Source organism: Mesorhizobium sp. ORM8.1, from assembly GCF_053005525.2.
Window position 1 is genome coordinate 2,214,398 of record NZ_CM132600.1, and the last position, 19,579, is coordinate 2,233,976.

Genomic DNA, 19,579 nt, shown 5'->3' on the forward strand with positions numbered 1-19,579 from the left:
TGCGATCTTACCGGTTGCGCCCAAGAGCGCAGCCGGCTCGTTCCAAAAAACAGGAGCAAGCCAAAGTGACGATCGTGACCGGCAAGACCGCGGCTCGGCGAAGGTTGCGCCCCCTGCTGCGGAAGATCTGGGAGCATCGAGCCGACTACGCGTATGTGCTCCCTGCAATCGCCGTGATGCTCATCGTCATCGCCTATCCGATCTACTACACGATCGAGCTGTCGTTTTTTAATACGCCGCCTGGGCTGCAGCTTCGCGACAAGATCTTCGTCGGCGTCGACAATTACACAGCGATCCTCGGCAGCGCGGTTTTCTGGAAGGTCACCTGGAACACCCTTATCTGGACGCTGGGATCCACTTTCATCTCCTTTGTCCTGGGGTTTGCCAGCGCGCTGGCGCTCCATCGCGAGTTTGTCGGTCGGGGTTTTCTGCGCGCCATCCTGATCATTCCCTGGGTCATCAGCGCGGTCGCCGCCTCTTACATCTGGAAGTGGATCTATCACTCGGACTTTGGCATCATCGGCGCGGTGCTGGTCGAGCTCGGATGGGCCGACAGGCCGCCGAATTTCATCGACAGCGTCAGCACGGTGCTGCCCTCACTGATCGTCGTCAACATCTGGCGGGAGTTTCCGTTCGCCATGATCATGATGATGGCCGGCCTGCAGACGGTCCCCGACCAGTTGTTGCGCGCCGCTAAAGTCGACGGAGCCAATGCGTGGCAGCGCTTCTGGCACGTCACCTTCCCGCATTTGAGAAACGTCTCGACGGTGACGATCCTGCTGCTGGCGGTGGCCAACTTCAATTCCTTCATCATCCCCTGGATCATGACCGGCGGCGGCCCATCGAACGCGTCGCATATCTGGATCACCCACATTTATGAACTCGCCTTCGGCCGCCAGCGCTGGGGAGTGGCATCAGCCTATTCGGTGCTGCTGTTCCTCATTCTGATGACGCTCGGCTACTTTTACGTGCGTGCGCTAAGCGGCAACGAGCGGAAGGATGGCAGCGCATGAGCACGATTGCCGAGACGGCCCCTCCAGGCCAGCGGCGCCGTCGTGCGCGCGTCGACGGATGGCGGTGGGCGGGGCGCATCTTTCTCATCTTCATGCTGCTTTACACCGCGCTGCCGATGATCTGGATGCTGCTCACCTCGATCAAATCCGGCTTTGCCGCGATGCAATTCCCACCGCAATGGTGGCCTGACCAACCTACCCTCGCCAGCTACCAAAAACTGCTCGACCCGCAGAACAGCGTCGGCCACGACTTCCTGCGCTTCTTCTGGAACAGCCTTTACGTCTCGACCGCCACGACCATCCTTTCAGTGATCGTGGCGGTCCCCGCCGCCTACGCGTTTTCGCGCTTCACCTTCCCGGGCCGGAACTTCCTGTTCTTCGCGGTATTGCTGCGCAACATGTTCCCGGCGGTGATCTTTCTCGTGCCGCTCTTTATCCTGATGCGCGCGATCGGACTGGTGAACACGCATGGGTCGCTGATCCTCACCTACCTGACCTTCGGCCTGCCGCTGGCAATCTGGCTGCTCAAGGGCTTCTACGACAACATCCCGGTTCAGCTCGAACAGGCGGCGCGCATCGACGGGGCGACGCGGCTCCAGGCCTTTATCCTGATCGTGATGCCGCTCTCGGCGCCAGGAATCATCGCCACGGCGATCTATTCCTTCATCGGCGCGTGGAACGAGTACATTTATGCCTACACCTTCCTCTCCAAGAATGACCAGCTGACATTGCCGGTCGGCATCCAGCGCTTCTTCTCGGAAAATACGACCGACTTTCCGGGGCTGATGGCGGCAAGCTTTATGATGAGCGTGCCCGTCGTGGTGCTGTTCCTCGTCCTGCAACGATACTTCGTACGCGCCCTGACAGAAGGCGCGGTCAAGCACTAGAGCCGGATGATTTCAGGTCGAACCGACCTGAAATCTGAATCCGGCTCTAAATCGGGAGATAGAGCATGATGTCGTCCGAAAACCGCTTCACACTTTTCGGCATCATGCTCTGGGGAGTTTGCCGATGGCCCACGTGGTCCTCAAAGATCTCGTCAAGACCTATGGCAGCTTCAAAGCTGTCAATGACGTTTCGCTGACGGTCAATGACGGTGAGTTCGTTGCGCTCGTCGGCCCGTCAGGCTGCGGCAAGACAACCACGCTCAATCTTGTCGCAGGGCTGATCCCGATCACATCGGGCGACATCCTTATCGGGGATCGGGTGGTCAACGACCTCGACCCAAAGGACCGCGACATCGCAATGGTGTTCCAGAACTATGCGCTCTATCCGCAAAAGTCTGTCTATATGAACCTCGCCTTCCCGCTGCAGATGCGCAAGCTGCCCAAAACCGAGATCGACAGGAAGGTCAGGGAAGCGGCGCGCGTGCTCGACATGACGCAACTGCTTGAACGCAAGCCGCGCGAACTTTCGGGCGGCCAACAGCAGCGCGTGGCGCTCGGCCGCGCCCTCGTTCGAGATCCGGCCGTGTTCCTGATGGATGAACCGCTCTCCAATCTCGACGCAAAGCTGCGCGTGCAGATGCGCTCCGAAATCAAGCGATTCCATCAGGATCTTAAAGCGACGATCATCTATGTGACGCACGACCAGCTTGAGGCCGTGACCATGGCGGATAGGATGGCTGTGATGAACGGCGGCTATCTGCAGCAATACGATTCGCCGGCGCAGGTTTTCGCGCATCCCGCCAACATGTTCGTGGCGAGCTTCGTCGGCAGCCCGGCAATGAGCCTTGTTCCGCTGGAGGCATCGACGGCAAACGGCGATACCGTTCTCACGAGCGCTGAAGGCTGGAGCCTGGCGCTGTCGCCCCCCAACGCGCGCAAGGTTCAGAAAGCGACCACCAGGAAGGTCGTGCTCGGTGCGCGACACTCGACGATCAAGCTGCACAAGGGCGCCGTTCCCGGCGCCATTCCGGCCAAAGCCTACACGGTGGAACCAACCGGAGACGTCACCTTCGTGCAGGCGCTCCTCTCGGGTGCCATCGTCAACATCAGCGTGTCTCCCAACATCGCCGTCACACCCGACGAGCAGATCTGGCTCGAGTTCGATCAGGAGCGCATCCATCTCTTCGACGGCGAGACGGAGATGGCGCTCGAGGCCAACTGAGACAGGCGGATGCGTGTGGAACGAGTGCCGAGATGACCGGGAAGCTTAAGATCACGGCGATAGAGCCCTATCCGGTGTGGGTGGGAACGCGCAACCAGATGCTGGTCAAGGTCGAGACCGACCAGGGCATCTTCGGCTGGGGCGAGAGCGGCTTGAGCGGTCGCGAGAAAGCCGTGGCCGGCGCGCTCGAGCACTATCGCGAGTTTCTCATCGGCCGAGACCCCATGCAGATCGGCCGGATCTGGCAAGAAGTCTATCGCAGCCAGTATTTCGAGGGCGGGCGCGTTCTGCAGGCGGCGATTTCGGCCATCGACATCGCCCTTCACGATATCAAGGGCAAGGCACTGGGGGTGCCGGTCTACGAGCTGCTCGGCGGCAAGCAGCGCGACCGTATTCCCACTTTCGCATCGACAGGCGACGAGGCCGAGGGCGATGTCGCCATTGAACGGGCCCGCGAACTGCGGGCGCAGGGATGGCAGGCGATCCGCTTCTTCCCCGCCGGTCAAAGCAGCAAGGACATCTTCGAGCCGCGTGAGTCGATCGGCACCACCGCCGGTATGCTGAACAAGGCGCGTGAGGCGCTGGGCGATGAGGTCGTGCTCGGCATCGACTATCATCATCGGCTGTCGGTGGCCGAGGCGGCGAGCTTCTGCAACAAGCTTGACCGCGGTGTGCTGGATTTCCTTGAGGAGCCGATACGCGACGAGACACCGCAGGCCTACGAATCCTTGCGCACGATGACTGACATCCCGTTCGCCATAGGCGAGGAGTTTGCCAGCAAGTGGCAGTTCCTGCCCTACATCGAACGCGGCATCCATCAGTTCAACCGGCTCGATGTCTGCAATGTCGGCGGGCTCACCGAAGCGATGAAGATCGCTGGCTGGAGCGAGGCGCATTATGTCGACCTGATGCCGCACAACCCGCTGGGTCCGGTGTGCACGGCCGCGACCATACATCTGGCCGCCGCGGTACCGAACTTCGCCTGGCTCGAGACCAGGGCGCCGGAAAGGAAGCTAGGCTTCGACAATTCCGAGTTCTTTCCCGTGCAACCACAGCTCGACGGCCCCGATTATCCGGTCAGCGATCTGCCGGGGCTTGGTGTCGAGGTCAACGAGGCGGCGATCCAGGCGCAGAGCTTCCGATTCTGGGAAGCGCCTCATCTCAAGCGCCGCGATGGTTCTGTCACCAACTGGTAGTTCAATTTCATCCGGAGCCCAACAATGACGCATACTCCCGACATCACCCGCCCGCCTAAAGACCTCATCGACGCGCTAAGGGAAATCGGCGCCGCGACGGTTGCCGGCACTCTCGGCCACATGGGCTTCCGCAATCCCCACATGGTCGGTCCGGTGGCGCAGAACCATGGGAAGTCGATCGTCGGGCCGGCGCTGACGCTGCAGTTCTTGCCGCAGCGGCCGGACCTCTTCAGCGAAGGAGAATACGCCGATCCGGAAACGCAACTGCACCGGCACGTGCTCTATCATGCGCAGGACGGCGATGTGGTCGTCGTCGACGCGCGCGGCGACATGAGCTCGGGCGTCTTCGGCGATATGATGTCGACCTATTTCAAGGGCAGAGGCGGCGCGGGCATCGTCATCGATGGATGCATGCGCGACCGACCAAATGTCGAGAAGCTCGATCTGCCCCTATGGCTGCGCGGCTGGACGCCCAACTACCATGTGCAAACCAGCATCTATCCGAACGCCGTCAACGTTCCGATTGCCTGCGGCGGTGTCACGGTGATCCCCGGCGACATTATCGTTGCCGACGATGACGGCGTCGTGGTGGTTCCCGTCGCAATGGCCGCAAAGGTAATCGAAGAAGCGAAGAAGCACCACGACTGGGAAGAGTTCTCGCGAGAGAAGCTCCTCAAAGGCGCCCCGCTACAACGCTATTACCCGCTGCACGACGATGCCCGCGAAGAGTACGAAGAGTGGCGCAGAACAAATCCTGGCAAACCCACGTAGCCGGGCGGAAGCTGACGGGCCCGACAGCATGGCGTCCTCAACAGCTGGTTCGCTCCCCGACCGCCGTAACCTCCATAGACCAGACATCTCGGCTGCACACGACGTGCTGCAACCGAAATGCAAGCGACCTGGCTAGCCCTCGTAGAGGAGGTCTCCCACGCCGCTTTTCACCGGTCTGGGACGGTTTCGGGCGGGTACCAAGCGTTGGATCCAACCCATCTGACTAGCTGTGCCGGATTTCCGTGCCGAGTACTTTCAGGCATTCCCGGATGAAGGCAGCGAGGGCCGTCCAGCCTTTGGCCGAAACCATTGTGCCGTCGACATAAGCCTCCGTCGGAGATAGGTCGATGTAGGTGCCGCCGGCGAGTGTCACTTCCGGCTCGCAAGCCCCTAGTGCGCCAACCTTCTTGCCACGCACCACGCCGTCCACGGCGATGAGAATCTGCACCCCGTGGCAGATCGTGAAGATCGGCTTCTTGGTCTCGTGGAAATGGCGCACGATCGCCTGCACTCGCTTGTCGGTACGGATGTATTCCGGGCCACGGCCGCCCGCGCAATATACGGCATGGTACTGGTCGAGCTGCCTCTGCTTCCGAGAAGGTCTTGTTGATCACCTGGTAGTGGCCGAGCTTTTCGGTGTAGGTCTGGTCACCCTCGAAATCGTGCAGCGAGGTCTTGATCAGGTCTCCGGCGTTCTTGTCTGGGCATACCACGTGGATGGTGTGGCCCACAGCCTCCATCGCTTGCTGGTAGACGAAGATTTCATATTCCTCGGTGAATTCACCGGTCAGCATCAGTATTTTCTTGCCTGGCATGGTCGTTTCCTCTGTGGATTGAAGGGGCGGGGCGCAAACACGGCGCCCCGCTTTTCGTTTCTGGAAAAGCTTAGAAGGGAGAGTCGGGGAAGTAATATTCCTTGGCGTTGGCCTGGGTGATCAGCGGCGCGTCAAGTTTGACGGCGCCGCGGACAGGCGCCTGCCCGACCAGATTAGCGACGGTCATGTAGATCGCGGTCTTGATCATCGACGGCGGATATGGCGTCTCGACCGGCGTCATGGCGTCGCCGTCGATCACTTTCTTGACGATGTCCTTCATGCCATTGCCGCCCAGCGCCAGCTTGATGTCGGCCCGGCCCGATTGCTTGACCGCCTCGATCACGCCAAGCAGCATGTCGTCGTCATTGGCCCACACCGCATCGATGTGCGGGTACTTGGCCAAATAGTCCTGCATCAGCTTGAAGGCTTCGTCGCTGTTCCAATGAGCGTACTGGATGTCGAGGACTTTCAGGTTCGTGCCCTTGATCGTGTCCTGGAAGCCCTTGATGCGCTCGTCGTCGATGACGGTCGGAATGCCGCGCAGCACAACCACGTCGCCCTTGCCGCCGAGCTTGTCGATCATGAACTTGGCGGTGTTGGTGCCGACCGCGATGTTGTCGCCGGCGAGGTAAAGATCCTGGATCGACGCGTCGGTCAAACCGCGATCGACGACGGTGATGAACGTGCCCATGTCCTTGATCGCCTTGACCGGCTGGGTCAGCTCTTCCGAGCTGTAAGGCAGGATCACCAGAGCATCCAGCTTGCGGCTGGCCGACAGGTCCTCAAGCGCGCTGACCTGCTCCGCCGCCGACGGCGACGTCTTCACGACCACTTCGACGTTCGGGAATGCGGCGTTGATTTCCTTGGCAGCGGCCTGCGCGTGATAGACGATGCCGGCGGTCCAGCCGTGATCGGCCGCCGGTATCGACACCGCGATGACTTTCTTGTCCTGCGCCATGGCCTGGCCGGCCAGCAGCAGCGAGCCAAGTGCCGCCGCCGCAATCCATTTTCTACTGAACATTGTCTTCTCCCTTGGACCTACAAGAACGTTAATCCGCGTGGTCCGGACGCGGCGCTATTTCGAATTCGAAAACCGCTGGATGAGCATGGCGATGATGATGATGACGCCCTGGACAGCGGCAACGAGGTATTCGGAGACGAAGTCCGACAGCACCATGAGATTAGCGATGAGCTCCAGTATGACGGCGCCGGCGACCGTTCCCCAGACATGGCCCTTGCCGCCGCGGAGCGCGGTGCCGCCGATCACCACGGCTGTGATGACCTGCAGTTCCCAAAGCTGCCCGGTGGTCGGCGTTGCGGCGCCCAGGCGCGGCACATAGCAGATCGCGGCGATCGCCACGCAGACGCCCTGGACGATGTAGGCGACGGTCCGTGTCTTGATCACCGAGATGCCGGAATAGCGGGCGACATCCTCATTGGCGCCGACCGCCGCGCATTTGCGGCCGTATTTCATCTTGTAGAGGATGAAGGATGCGATCGCCGCCACGGCTACGGATATCAGGATCGGAACCGGAACGCCGGCGACGGTGCCGAAATAGACCGGCCGGTAGGCTTCGCGCAGCGACCGGTCGATCGGTATCGTCCCGCCGTCGGTCAGATAGGTTATCAGCGCCCGAAATATCCCCATCGTGCCCAGCGTGGCGATGAACGGTTCGATCTTGCCGACCGTGACGATGAGCCCGTTGGCAAGCCCGCACAGCAGGCCGACCAGGATCGCCACCACCATGCCCTCGGGAATAGCCCAGATGCCGGCATGCGGCGCCACCGCATTTATGAACATGATGGTGATGCCGGTGATGAACGCGGCCATCGAGCCGACAGATAGATCGAGCCCACCCGACGAAATCACAAAAGTCGCGCCGACCGCGATGATGGCGATGAAGGCGCTGCGGGTGACGACGTTGGCGAGGTTGGTGGCGGACAGGAAGTCGGGGTTGATGAGGTAACCCACCACCAGAAGAGCCGCCAGCGCAAGGAAGGGCCCAATGTCGGTCCAACTGATGTTGAGATCGAGGGCGCGGCGCCTGGATGCGGATTCGGTCATGACAGCCATTCTGTGTATCCCTTGGCTTTTGGCTTTGGCTTGGGACCACTGGTCGCCAGCACCGCCACATTGCTTTCGGTCATTTCGGCGCCGGCAAGCTCACCGGTAATACGGCCTTCCCGCATCACCAGGATGCGGTCGCAAATGCCGATCAATTCCTGCATCTCCGAAGAGATGACGATGCAGGCCTTTCCCTTGGCCACCAGACCCTGGATGAAGGCGTAGATCTGCGCTTTGTTGGCGATGTCGATGCCGCGTGTCGGCTCGTCGATAATGACCACGGATGGGTCGGTCAGCAGCACCTTGGCCAGCAGCAGCTTCTGCTGGTTTCCGCCTGAAAGCTGACCCGCTTTGGCGCCGAGGCTCTTCAGCCGGATGTCATAGGTGTCGATGGCCTGTTCCAGGGCTTCCGCTTCGCGGCGCCGGCCCATCGAAAGGCCAGGATGGAATATGCCGAGGGCGGACAGCGTGAGGTTGGGCGCCAGGCGCTCTTGAAGCAGAAGTCCCTTGCCCTTGCGATCCTCGGTCAGGTAGCCGACACCGGCGTCGATAGCCGCGCGTTGCGACTGGAAATGGACCGGCTTGCCCTCGAGCTCGACCGTCGCGGTTGCCGGACGCAACCCAATGATGCCCTCGAAGAGTTCAGTGCGGCCAGCGCCGATCATGCCGGCAAACCCAAGGATCTCGCCCTTATGGACCGTGAACGACACGTCCTCTGCATAGCCCGGAACGGTGGCGTTGCTGACGCTCAGCATCGGCACATCGGAACGCGCCGTGGTTTTTTCGGGATAGAGCGCTGCCAGTTCGCGGCCGACCATGAGCCGTGCCATGTCCATCTGGCTTAGCGTCTTGCCGGGATAGGTGCCGACCATCTTGCCGTCGCGCAGCACGGTGACCTTGTCGGCGACCCGTTGCACCTCGTCCAGCCGATGGCTGATATAGAGCACGGCGGTGCCGTGGGCCTTCAGCTGCAGGACGATCTCCAGCAGCCGCTCGACTTCCCCGCCGGTCAGCACGGCGGTCGGCTCGTCGAGGATCACCACCTTGTGGTCGTCAAGCAGCGCGCGGGCGATCTGCACCATCTGCCGATCGGCCAGCGAGATATCGCGCACCAGTGCCGTCGGCGAGACCGCGCAGCCGATCTGCGCCAGTTTCTCGGCAGCCAGCCGCCGCATGGTGCGGTCGTCCACGACAGGACCGCGCGAAAGCTCGCGCCCGAGAAACAGATTGTCGGTCACCGTAAGCGCCTCGGCGAGCAGGATTTCCTGATGCACCAGCGCGATGCCGGCATTCTGCGCCTGGTCGGGCTTGGCGAACTTCACCGGCTGGCCGGACATCGACAAGGTGCCGCTCGTCGGCTCGACATAACCGGAAAGCAGCCGCATCAGTGTCGACTTGCCGGCGCCGTTCTCGCCGATGATAGCGTGGATCTCGCCGGGCAGGACGTCGAGCGTGACGTCCGACAACACCGTCACGGCGCCGTATTGCTTGGACAAGCCCTGGGCGCGCAGCACCGGTTCTAGCGAACCATGCGCATCGCTGGACAACGTGCTCCCGCCTTCCCCGGCGATATTGGCGGCAATGGACATGAGTTGCGACCTCAATCGAATGCCGGCAGCAGGCGATCGCGTGAGTGTTCTATGTGGATGCGCATCGCCTTTTCGGCGGCATCGGGATCGGCCGCGCCGAACGCGGCCAGGATCGCCTCGTGTTCGTCGAGCGCCTCCTCGGTCACGCGCGCATGGAACATCAGGCGGAAGATATGGAAGTGCGTGTGCTGGTGGCTCAACGTCTCGCGGATAAGTTCGTTTTGGGAGAACTCCATGATCTTGTCGTGGAAGATCGCGTCCTGCCTGGCGAAGTTCGAATAGCGCACGCGGTCGTCCTTGCCTTCGCGGCGCGACATCACGCCGGCGGCTTCGAGCAACAGGTTGAGCTTGTTCTCGTCCATGGCCGCGGCGGCTTTTGCCGCGCCGTGCGGTTCAAGCAGCAAGCGCATCTCGTACAATTCGTCGAAACGGCGCCGGGTGATCTGGGGCGCCGCACGATAGCCGATCAGATGCGTCTTGAGCACAAGGCCTTCGCCTTCGAGCCGGCCGAGGGCTTCGCGGATCGGCGTGTGGGAGACGTTGAATTCCTTGACCAGGCTGTCGACGGTAATGCGCGAGCCTGGCGCGATCTTCAACGCCATCAACTGCGCGAAGATGGCCTCATAGACATCTTCGACGAGGCTATTGGCGCGCTGGATGCGACCGGCGCCAAGGCTGACATCACTCGTATCGGGTAAGTTTGCGGTCTGCATCTTTTGCCTCTTGACAGTGAGGACTGCTAACACGATGCTCCGGCCGATGCAATACTATATCCTATACGATTTTAAAGCGGATATGTTTTGGATGCGAGAGATGTCCTCGCGGACTGACCGATCCAGACCGAGTTAACCCCGTTATTTCCAGTTCAGCCGCCGTCAAGGATCCGATCATCATGACCCTCTTCGCCGCCTTGCGGTTGCCGCGTGAAATCCTGTTTGGGAAGGGGCAGCGCCATGTGCTGCCGACGGTCGCCGCCCGGTTCGGCCGGCGCGCGCTGGTCTGCACCGACGAGCGTTTCGCCGGCACGTCGGCGTTCGCGGAGATCATCAAGTCCCTTCAGTCAGGCTCGATCGAGGTGCTTGTGCATGACCGTGTGCTGCCCGACGTACCACGCGACACGGTCGGCATCTGCGTCGAGGAAGCGAAGGGGTTCAAGCCGGACATGGTGATCGGCATCGGCGGTGGCAGTTGTCTCGATTTCGCAAAATGCGCCAGCTTGCTGCTCAGCCATGGCGGCAAGCTCCAGGACTATTACGGTGAGTTCAAGGTCCCGGGCCCGACGCTGCCGCTTATCGCTGTACCCACCACGGCCGGCACCGGTTCCGAAGTGACGCCGGTCGCGGTGATTTCCGATCCAGACCGGACGCTTAAAGTCGGCATATCGAGCCCCTGTCTTATCGCCGCTGTCGCCGTCTGCGATCCTGAACTGACGGTGACCTGCCCGCCCGGCCTGACCGCGATCGCCGGCGCCGACGCCTTGACGCATGCCATCGAGGCCTACACCGCCATGCGGCGCGGAGAAGACCCCAACCTGCCGCAACAACACGTCTTCATTGGAAAGACCGCGCTGACCGACCATTTCGCGTTGCTGGCGATCAAGCTGCTTGGTCGGAGCCTGGAGAAAGCCTGCAGCGACGGTAGCGACGCCGACGCGCGTGCCGATGTCATGATGGGCGCGCTGGCAGCGGGTTGCGCGTTCGGCACCGCCGGAACGGCGGCGGCCCATGCCGTGCAATATCCGGCCGGCGCACTAACGCATACCGCGCACGGACTCGGCGTTGCGACAATGATGCCCTACGTCATGACCTACAACAGCCGCGTGGCATCAGCCGAAATGGCCGAGATCGGCGCAGCACTCGGCCTGGAGGCCAAGGGCGAAGCGCGACCGAGATGGCCGCGGCCACAATCGGGGAGATCAGGCGGTTGTTCGCAGCGATCGGCATCACGCCAACGCTGGCGGATCTCGGCCTTCCCGCCGATAAGCTCGACTGGACCGCCGAGCAAGCGCTCGGCATCGACCGCCTCATCAAGAACAACCCGCGCCCCTTCGATCTCGCCGCCATGCGGCGCCTTGTCCAAGCGGCCCATGACGGCGACCTCGCCGCCTGCGCAATGTGAACGACGGAACAAGATGATGAACTTGAACGCTGAGCAACTCGACCAGGACGGCTACGACGTGCGTGGCTTTTCGCACGGGCTCTATATCGGCGGCATCTGGCGACGGTCTTCGGATGGCCGGCTCATCGATGTCGTCGATCCCTCTTCAGGGGCGGTGATCGCCGCAGTTCCGGATGCGACGATCGAGGATGCCAGCGCTGCTGTCGAGGCCGCAGCCAAGGCGGCCAAAGGATGGCGGGAGACGGCGCCGCGCAAACGCTCGGAAATTCTCAGGCGCTGTTTCGAACTGATGGTCGAACGGTCGGAAACGCTTGCAATGCTGATCTCGCTGGAGAACGGCAAGGCGCTGCGCGACGCGCGCGGTGAAGTGGCGTACGCGGCCGAGTTCTTCCGCTGGAATGCGGAGGAAGCGGTTCGCATCACCGGCGAATTCGGCACCGCGCCGTCAGGCACCAACCGCATCGTGGTCGACTATGAGCCGATTGGCATCTGCGTCTTGATCACGCCGTGGAATTTCCCGGCCGCGATGGCGACGCGAAAGATCGCACCGGCGCTGGCAGCGGGCTGCACGGTCATCCTGAAGCCGGCCAGCGAAACGCCGCTGACGGCCTTCGCGTTGGCAGCGCTCTACAGCGACGCGGGCGTGCCGGCCGGTGTCGTCAATGTGCTCACCACGACCAATCCCGGCCCATTGACCTCGGTCATGCTGGCCGATCCGCGCGTCAGGAAGCTTTCCTTCACCGGCTCGACCGGTGTTGGCCGAACCTTGCTCGGCGAGGCTGCCAGGCACGTGATCTCCTGTTCGATGGAGCTCGGCGGCAATGCGCCGTTCGTCGTGTTCGACGATGCCGATCTCGAAGCCGCTCTTGACGGCGCGATGATTGCGAAGATGCGCAATGCCGGCGAAGCCTGCACCGCCGCCAACCGTCTCTATGTGCAGTCGCGCATTCATGATGCCTTTGCCGACGGGCTCCGCAAGCGCATGGCGGCGCTCAAGGTGGGAGCCGGCACCAATGCCGATACCGAATGCGGCCCGATGATCACGAAAAAGGCCGTGGACAAAATCGACCGTCTCGTTAAAGACGCGGTGTCGCGAGGAGCCAAGGTGCTTTGCGGCGGCTCGACTTCTGACGGCGAAGGCTTTTTCTATCCGCCGACGGTGCTGTCGGAGGTATCGCCCGAAGCTGACATGGCGCACGAGGAGATCTTCGGGCCGGTAGCGCCCATCACCAGGTTCGAAACCGAGGAGGAGGCCATCGCATATGCCAATGACACGGAATATGGCCTTGCCGCCTATATCTATACGCGCGACGTGGGGCGCGGCATGCGCGTGGCTTCGGGAATAGAGGCCGGTATGATCGGCCTCAACCGAGGAATGATGTCCGATCCGGCGGCGCCCTTCGGCGGCGTCAAGCAGAGCGGCCTTGGCCGCGAAGGCGGCCAGCATCACGGCATCGCCGAATTCATGGAGGCGAAATATATCGCCGTGACCTTCTGATCGGGCACTCCATGCAGAAAGATCCCTTCCGCACCCGCGACCACGTTGCCGATTTCGATGACATCGTGGCCGATATCGTGGCGCGCAGCGCCACGACCCGGGCGACGCTGGCCATGGCGGGCGATCTCGCCTATGGCGAACACCCTGCCGAGAAGCTCGACTTGTTCTTTCCGCCAGGCCGGGGCGGCAATCTTCCGGTTCATATCTTCATCCATGGCGGCTACTGGCGCATGTTCTCCAAAGCCGACTATTCCTATATCGCCGATACCGCGACCAAGGCTGGCGCGATTGCGGTGATCGTCGACTATGCGCTGATGCCTGGGGTCAGGATGGCGGCGATCGTGGAACAGGTCCGGCGTGCCAAACAATGGGTGCTGGACAACATCGCCAGCTATGGCGGCGATCCCGGCCGGATAAGCCTCAGCGGCCATTCCGCCGGGGCGCATCTGGCTACATTCCTGTTCGAAACACCAACACCGGCGCGCATCCATGCAGCGCTGCTGCTGGGTGGTCTCTACGATCTGAAGCCGCTTCAAACGTCCTTCCTCGAGCCACTAATCGGGATCACCGATGTGGAGACAGCCGCCTTTACACCAATGTCACGGCAGCATGCACCGGAGACGGCAGTGACCATTCTGGTCGGGGATCAGGAAACGCCACCTTTTCACCAGCAAGCGGCCGATTTTGCGGCTCAACTGCGTGCGCGGGGGCTCATTGTCATCGAGGCGTATCTGCACGATCGGCACCATATGGACAGTGTGCGGGATTTAGGCATCCCCGGTACGCAAGCGGGCGACTGTCTGGTGGAAGTGATCGAAAGCACCCACCTCTGATTGCGAGCCGGAGGGCGACTATCGACGTTACCTCCTAGAGCGTTTCACCGTTTCACGGAAACGGCAAACTGCTCTATCTCCTTGTTTTTACGCAATCCAGACGGAAAAACGTTCACAGGCGAACGAAAGCCAACCGGCATCAATCGGTCGATGTTTGGAGCTGCGGAGGTACGAACCTGGCGGCTTCCCTGCTTGGCGCGTAGCTGTCCTTTGCTGCCCAGAAGGTCACGGCCGTGCCGAGGATTGCGGGCAACGTGACTGCGGGGAAGTCACGTGCGAGCGCCGACGGGCCGCAAATGCCGACGGCGACCTCCCAGAAGTGAAACAGCACATGCCCCCATACCCAGAGCGTGGGCGCGGCCCACAGAGACAGGCGAAGTCGCGGGCGTGCGACGCCGATCAGAAACGCCGTTCCGACAAAGAGGAAGACGAGGCCGATGTCACGGACGAAATGCTGGTTGAAAGGACCGGTCGTGGTGACGCCCGGCACCATGAAATACCAATCCACTGGTAAGGTGAGCATGAATACTCCGTTCACGCTGGCTCCGACGCCAAGCAAGACGGCTGTTCCGAGAACGAGTTTTCTCATCTTTATATCTCATTGATTTGATCGATGTTGTGGGCGGAACATCGGCGCCCCACAGTCGAACCATGTCGAAACAAGGTGGGATCGGGGTTGGGAACGAGCGATGCCGACGTAAGACGCGTCCGGGTTCGTGGTAACTGTCCCGAACCCTAGTCCAATTTTCAGCACCTTATGCGTCGGATCGCTTCTATGACTGCCCGAGGATCGTCACGTTGAACGAAATGGCCGCTGGTTCTTACGAAGGTCTGGGTCCCTTGGGAGGATAATCGCAAGAAACGTCTCTGCAATCCTTCCCAAAGCCCCTGTAGCGTTTCGCGACGGGCCGGCGGCACGAACGGCATGTGCAGGAAGCAACCTGCCGTGATGACGTGCAAGGGGAGATCACCCAAGGACCCGACCTCGCGGCCCTGCCGGATGGCTTCGACCAAGTCGATCCGTTCAACTGTCGAGTCCGACCTTTTCCAGCCGCCGGTCCAGAATTGTCGCATCCCCTCCAGGGCCGGCGGATCGGATGGAGTCGGCGGCGGAAAGGTGGGACCGAACACATCGAATTGGTCCTCGTGCATAGAATCGACGAGCACAAGGCCGGCAACTTCCGCCCGGTATCTTTGCGCGAACACCCGCATCAACAAACCGCCGAGCGATTGACCAACCAGCAGATAAGGCCCTGGAAGACCGACTGCGCGAAGCAGTCCATGTAGCTCGTCGACAATCATATCCGCGTCGCGTGGCGTGGGCGCTGGAGCGCTCATGCCACGTCCCGCTCGGTCGTAGCGAAAAACGCGAGCGAAGCCGGCTACAGCGCGCTCCACAGTTTCCCACTCGGCGCTCTCTGCGCCCAGTCCTGTTTCAAGCACAACAACGGGCGAACCTTGGCCGGAACATGCGAATGCGAGCTCGCGCTGGCCCATTCTGATCAATTGCATCGGCGATCCGTCGGCGGTCGCCGTCATGGTGTCGGGTATCTGTTTGTCCATATGCAAGGTTTCCATTTCGATGTGAGGTTGTCTCGCATGAGGACATCAGAATGCACCGACAAAATAAATTGCATAAATTTGCCAAACAGCTATTCATATATGAATGGACAAACCTGGCCTTTCCTGGGATCTCTACCGCACTTTCCTGGCGGTGTTTCGTGAGGGCAGCTTTTCCAGGGCCGCCCGAGAAATCGGCATCAGCCAACCCACCGCCAGCCGGCACATCGAAGTGCTTGAAACTGCCATCGGAGTGCGCCTGTTCACACGCTTGCCGGGCGGCCTGGCGCCGACTGAAGCTGCGCGCGTGCTTCTTCCTGGCGCCGAAGCCATGGCGGCCGCGGCCGGCGCCTTGCAGCGCGCTTCGTCCGGCGGAAGGCGCGATGAGCGCGGCATTGTCCGGCTCACCGCCGCCGAACTCATCGGTCATGAGGTTTTGCCGGATATTTTGAGTCCTTTCTGCCAACGATATCCAGGCATCGTGCTCGAACTCAAACTCTCCAATCGGAATGAAGACGTCTTGCGTGGAGATGCGGATATCGCCGTTCGCATGGTTCGTCCGACTCAGCAGGCCTTGCTCGCGCGCCGCATCGGAGTGGTGAAACTCGGGCTATTCGCCCATCGCAGCTACGTCGCCGCATTCGGCATGCCCAAAACACCGGCCGATATCAGCGGCCATCGTCTCGTCGGCTTCGACCAAGACCAGTACATTGTGCGCTCCGCTGACGGCGGCGCCCCTCCGCCGAGCCGCGCTCAGTTCGGCTTTCGATGCGACAGCACTCCCATGCAGGTGGCAGCTCTTCGCGCGGGGATCGGCATCGGTTCACTTCATCTGAACACGGCGCGCCGAGACGCCAATCTGATCCGCATCTTGGAAAAGAGTTTCACATTCACGCGCGAGATGTGGCTCGTGATGCACGAGGATGCGAAAGCGACTCGCCGCATACGCTTGCTCTTCGACCATCTCGCGGAAGGTCTTACTGCTTATGTGAGGGAAAGCTCTTAATTATCGAAAAACTCTAATGCGGAACATTGAGCCCTGAATAGTCTCGGCAGTGTCCCGTTAAAAGTCCTCGCCGGGCTGTCTTGCCTCCAGCCTTGATACGGAACCTCGGATCCCGACGCCTGTTATTCGAGGATTTGTATCGTTCCGCCGATACCTGATCTCCGGGAAAAAGACCCCATGTCGGAACCGCTTACCTGATGGTCTTTTGCAAAGCCATCAATGCGAGCTTTGTCTGCGCGATCGGCACCATATGGACAGTGTGCGGGATTTAGGCATCCCCGGTACGCAAGCGGGCGACTGTCTGGTGGAAGTGATCGAAAGCACCCGCCTCTGAACAGGCGCAGCCCGGCGCGCCAGGCGGCGAGCGGCTTGAGCAACCAGCGGGCTAGTATGCTGCGCAGACCAAGCGCCGCCGCGGCTGGACAGTCGGCCTCACATCCTGATGCCGTGGTCTTGGCGGGACGCTGAAACGCGCCAAAGTACCGTTCGCGCGGAAACCGGTAACGGAACTTTTCTCGGGGGTCGGATCGAGTGTGAAAAGTACCGTCGCATTGATCTGCCAACCTTTTGCGTCCAGCGCGACTCTCGTTTGCACAAATCATAAAATCGGTGACTTAGGCAGTCGGCTTCAGTAAATCCGGTATTCCGCAAATCATTGTTTTTCTGCGAAAAACTACGCCGGAGCACGCCAAACTACGCTAACCCCTCACGCCCACTCGATCGTTCCAAGGCATGGTAACGCCTTGATCTGTCGACGAAAATTTTTTCCGCAGGCCATGAAACACCGTGCGCCCGATCCGTCGGAAATTTGCGCTCCTGATTTTTGAAGAAGAATTTGGACGATATGCGATTTGCTCGGTTTCAGCGACTATCGGCATCGATTGGCCGATTTTCCACGTCGACTGCAAAGAGCGACCAGAATATCTTCGCGGAAAATGCCGTCAGCGACGATCGCATCCTTCAAAACGGGTTGCTCCTTCAAAACAGATCTGCCGTTGCCGGCCTCATCAGTCCTCGAAGATCGCCTCGATCGACTGGCCAAAAAGGCGCGCGATCTTGAAGGCGAGCGGCAGGCTGGGGTCGTATTTGCCGGTCTCGATGGAGTTGACGGTCTGGCGCGAGACGTCGAGGCGCTCGGCCAGCTCTGCCTGGCTCCACCCGCGTTCGGCGCGCAGCTCCTTCAGTCGGTTCTTCATGGGCAGGCGCCTCTAGCGCTTTGCCGCCCACCACCCGGCCCGGGCAATCAAGGTGGAGAGCAGCTGGGCGAAGACGAGTCCGACCCATCCCAGCGCAAAGTAGACGCCGGGCGTGCCGCGGCGACCCATAAGCTCAGCGAGGAACGCTCCGCCGTTCACCAGCCACAGCAGCATGATCGGCGCGGTCAGCAGGATGGCTGCGGTGGACCCGATGAACCAAGAGAGCTTGCGCGCTTCCTTTTCCTCTCGTCGAGCCGGGGCCAGGTGATCATCCATCCTATTGCCGCCGCCCACGCCAGGCTCGCGAACTTGGCCAACGCCAGCCAAGGCGCCGCGGCCTGCACATCGTGGTTGAAGACGGCCAGTATGATGGCGGCTGCGCCGAACCAGATGACGACCGCGCCGATAACGGCGACCGCAAGGGATCCGATGAACGCGACTTGTCGGTGGCTAGGCATGAGCTGGATACTCCTATATGTCAAGCAAACTTGTCATAGCCAGCGGTGAGTGTCAAGTTTGCTTGACATGTATCGGCGCGCAACGGCCTTCCCAGGGCTTCGGCACGGCGAGGCGTTCATTTGTCCCCAACGTCTCCTGCGTGATCGGCGACTTTCCGAAGCTATCGAAGTCCGCGCACGAGAAAGAGCCGTCTCGCTAATCCGTCAGCATTGAGCTCTTCAAACACGAATTTCGACGATAGGATCGGCCAATTTTCGACATAAGCTACCCTCGAACGATTGTCAGCCTCACGGCAACTTGCAACAACGGAGGTGCAGCATGGAGATGGCGTATCGAGAGCGGTGGCAGGCTGAGATTGCCGAGCTGCAAAGGATCTTGTCTGGGTTCGACTTAAGAGAGGAGTGCAAGTGGGGAAAGCCCTGCTACACAATGGATGGAAAAAACGTCGTCATCATTCAGGGCTTCAAAGAATATTGCGCGTTGGGGTTCTTTCAGGGTGCGCTGCTGAAGGACCCGAAGAAGCTGCTGGTGCAGCTCGGGCAGGTTCAGGCAGCGCGGGTGATGAAGTTCATCAGCGCCAAGGAGATTGCGACGAAGGCGGCCACCATCAAGGCCTACGTGGGCGAGGCCGTGGCGGCCGAGAAGGCCGGAATGAAGGTCGAGACGAAGCCCCCGGAGTTTCCCGTACCTGAGGAGTTGAAGGAGAAGTTCCGCAGCGATCCGCGGTTCAAGCGCGCGTTCGAGGCGCTGACGCCGGGTCGGCAAAGGGGATACCTGTTTCACTTCGCCGGCGCGAAGCAGTCTCGGACGCGGACCGCGCGGATCGAGAAGGCAATGCCTGCGATCTTCGAAGGACGAGGGTTCCTGGAGCGGCGATAGATTATGAAACTGTGGATGCGTACAGAGAGATGATCAGCGACGATCGAAAACGTTCGGTTGATCTCGCTCCGCAATCCTATCCCGCACTATCCGAAATTAGCCCGTTCTACTCCCCCGTCACTCCCACTCGATGATCAACCGCAAGTTCAACACACTGATTTTTCCCCCAAATTTCGCTCACTGATTTCTATAATACCGTCCCAAATACCGTCGGATTCTTACGCTGTTGAAAAGGCTACAACAATGTAGTCGCTGTCGCGGCATGCATCCTTTTGACTGCATCGTTTCCGGTAGCGCCTTCGCAGCCATAACTGCGGACCGGGGCGCCGCATTGCGAGTGGTAGCCGGGGCGCTGATCCTTGTTCTCATCGCAGAGCTGCTCAACCGCTAACGGGCAATTATTCACCCCAACGTCTCGCACATATTCTATCGATATCCCGAGGGTGAAAGTAACGATGTTTCTTGGAATCAA

At 60.8% G+C, this 19,579-nt stretch carries 17 protein-coding genes and 2 pseudogenes; 10 read left to right on the plus strand and 9 right to left on the minus strand.

Annotated features, from left to right (window positions below; translation table 11 throughout):
• Positions 1–65 precede the first annotated feature (65 nt).
• From ACVDG8_RS11430 to ACVDG8_RS11450, 5 genes are all read left to right on the plus strand, one after another.
• Positions 66–1,013 carry a carbohydrate ABC transporter permease gene (locus tag ACVDG8_RS11430; protein WP_447254809.1) on the plus strand — a complete coding sequence of 316 codons (948 nt, stop codon included), beginning with the start codon at positions 66–68 and terminating at the stop codon, positions 1,011–1,013.
• On the plus strand, positions 1,010–1,900 hold the full coding sequence (locus ACVDG8_RS11435; protein WP_447254810.1) for a carbohydrate ABC transporter permease: 891 nt from the start codon (positions 1,010–1,012) through the stop codon (positions 1,898–1,900). The genes ACVDG8_RS11430 and ACVDG8_RS11435 overlap by 4 nt, the downstream gene beginning before the upstream one ends.
• 124 nt (positions 1,901–2,024) lie before the next feature.
• Entirely contained in the window at positions 2,025–3,122 is a 1,098-nt protein-coding gene (locus ACVDG8_RS11440; RefSeq protein ID WP_447254811.1) for an ABC transporter ATP-binding protein, read from the plus strand.
• Between the two features lie 32 nt (positions 3,123–3,154).
• Positions 3,155–4,318, plus strand: a complete 1,164-nt coding sequence (locus tag ACVDG8_RS11445) for a mandelate racemase/muconate lactonizing enzyme family protein (protein ID WP_447254812.1) — start codon at positions 3,155–3,157, stop codon at positions 4,316–4,318.
• A 24-nt stretch (positions 4,319–4,342) separates the two neighbouring features.
• On the plus strand, positions 4,343–5,089 hold the full coding sequence (locus ACVDG8_RS11450; protein WP_447254813.1) for a ribonuclease activity regulator RraA: 747 nt from the start codon (positions 4,343–4,345) through the stop codon (positions 5,087–5,089).
• Between the two features lie 223 nt (positions 5,090–5,312).
• On the opposite strand, the pseudogene ACVDG8_RS11455 reads toward ACVDG8_RS11450, so the two are convergent.
• The 5 genes and pseudogenes from ACVDG8_RS11455 to ACVDG8_RS11475 form a co-directional block, all read right to left on the minus strand.
• Positions 5,313–5,904 (minus strand): annotated as a pseudogene (locus tag ACVDG8_RS11455) (DJ-1/PfpI family protein).
• Positions 5,905–5,974: 70 nt separating this feature from the next.
• Positions 5,975–6,925 carry a substrate-binding domain-containing protein gene (locus ACVDG8_RS11460; protein WP_447254815.1) on the minus strand — a complete coding sequence of 317 codons (951 nt, stop codon included), beginning with the start codon at positions 6,923–6,925 and terminating at the stop codon, positions 5,975–5,977.
• A 54-nt stretch (positions 6,926–6,979) separates the two neighbouring features.
• Positions 6,980–7,978, minus strand: coding sequence for an ABC transporter permease (locus ACVDG8_RS11465; protein ID WP_447254816.1), 999 nt, complete (start codon positions 7,976–7,978; stop codon positions 6,980–6,982).
• On the minus strand, positions 7,966–9,558 hold the full coding sequence (locus ACVDG8_RS11470) for a sugar ABC transporter ATP-binding protein (RefSeq protein ID WP_447254817.1): 1,593 nt from the start codon (positions 9,556–9,558) through the stop codon (positions 7,966–7,968). Before ACVDG8_RS11470 ends, ACVDG8_RS11465 begins: the two co-directional genes overlap by 13 nt.
• A gap of 11 nt (positions 9,559–9,569) precedes the next feature.
• Positions 9,570–10,271: a GntR family transcriptional regulator gene (locus tag ACVDG8_RS11475; protein WP_447254818.1), complete on the minus strand. Its 702-nt coding sequence runs from the start codon at positions 10,269–10,271 to the stop codon at positions 9,570–9,572.
• A gap of 179 nt (positions 10,272–10,450) precedes the next feature.
• Between ACVDG8_RS11475 and ACVDG8_RS11480 the strand changes: the two are divergent.
• The 3 genes and pseudogenes from ACVDG8_RS11480 (at position 10,451) to ACVDG8_RS11490 (ending at position 14,007) form a co-directional block, all read left to right on the plus strand.
• A pseudogene (locus ACVDG8_RS11480) lies at positions 10,451–11,676 on the plus strand (iron-containing alcohol dehydrogenase).
• Positions 11,677–11,692: 16 nt separating this feature from the next.
• Entirely contained in the window at positions 11,693–13,174 is a 1,482-nt protein-coding gene (locus tag ACVDG8_RS11485) for an NAD-dependent succinate-semialdehyde dehydrogenase (RefSeq protein WP_447254820.1), read from the plus strand.
• A gap of 11 nt (positions 13,175–13,185) precedes the next feature.
• Entirely contained in the window at positions 13,186–14,007 is an 822-nt protein-coding gene (locus ACVDG8_RS11490) for an alpha/beta hydrolase (protein WP_447254821.1), read from the plus strand.
• 139 nt (positions 14,008–14,146) lie between these two features.
• On the opposite strand, the gene ACVDG8_RS11495 is transcribed toward ACVDG8_RS11490, so the two are convergent.
• Together ACVDG8_RS11495 and ACVDG8_RS11500 are read right to left on the minus strand one after the other, a co-directional pair.
• Positions 14,147–14,596: a hypothetical protein gene (locus ACVDG8_RS11495; protein WP_447254822.1), complete on the minus strand. Its 450-nt coding sequence runs from the start codon at positions 14,594–14,596 to the stop codon at positions 14,147–14,149.
• Positions 14,597–14,754: 158 nt separating this feature from the next.
• The gene (locus ACVDG8_RS11500) at positions 14,755–15,570 is read right to left on the minus strand and encodes an alpha/beta fold hydrolase (RefSeq protein ID WP_447254823.1); all 816 of its coding nucleotides are present in this window, start codon (positions 15,568–15,570) and stop codon (positions 14,755–14,757) included.
• Positions 15,571–15,673: 103 nt separating this feature from the next.
• Here ACVDG8_RS11500 and ACVDG8_RS11505 point away from each other — a divergent pair, with 103 nt between their 5' ends.
• Complete coding sequence (locus ACVDG8_RS11505) at positions 15,674–16,573, plus strand: LysR family transcriptional regulator (protein ID WP_447254824.1); 900 nt, start codon at positions 15,674–15,676, stop codon at positions 16,571–16,573.
• 1,007 nt (positions 16,574–17,580) lie between these two features.
• Here ACVDG8_RS11505 and ACVDG8_RS11510 read toward each other — a convergent pair.
• Positions 17,581–17,769, minus strand: coding sequence for a helix-turn-helix transcriptional regulator (locus tag ACVDG8_RS11510; protein WP_447254825.1), 189 nt, complete (start codon positions 17,767–17,769; stop codon positions 17,581–17,583).
• Between the two features lie 12 nt (positions 17,770–17,781).
• The gene (locus ACVDG8_RS11515) at positions 17,782–18,045 is read right to left on the minus strand and encodes a hypothetical protein (RefSeq protein WP_455707692.1); all 264 of its coding nucleotides are present in this window, start codon (positions 18,043–18,045) and stop codon (positions 17,782–17,784) included.
• 501 nt (positions 18,046–18,546) lie between these two features.
• Here ACVDG8_RS11515 and ACVDG8_RS11520 point away from each other — a divergent pair.
• On the plus strand, positions 18,547–19,107 hold the full coding sequence (locus ACVDG8_RS11520) for a YdeI/OmpD-associated family protein (protein WP_447254827.1): 561 nt from the start codon (positions 18,547–18,549) through the stop codon (positions 19,105–19,107).
• Positions 19,108–19,579 lie beyond the last annotated feature (472 nt).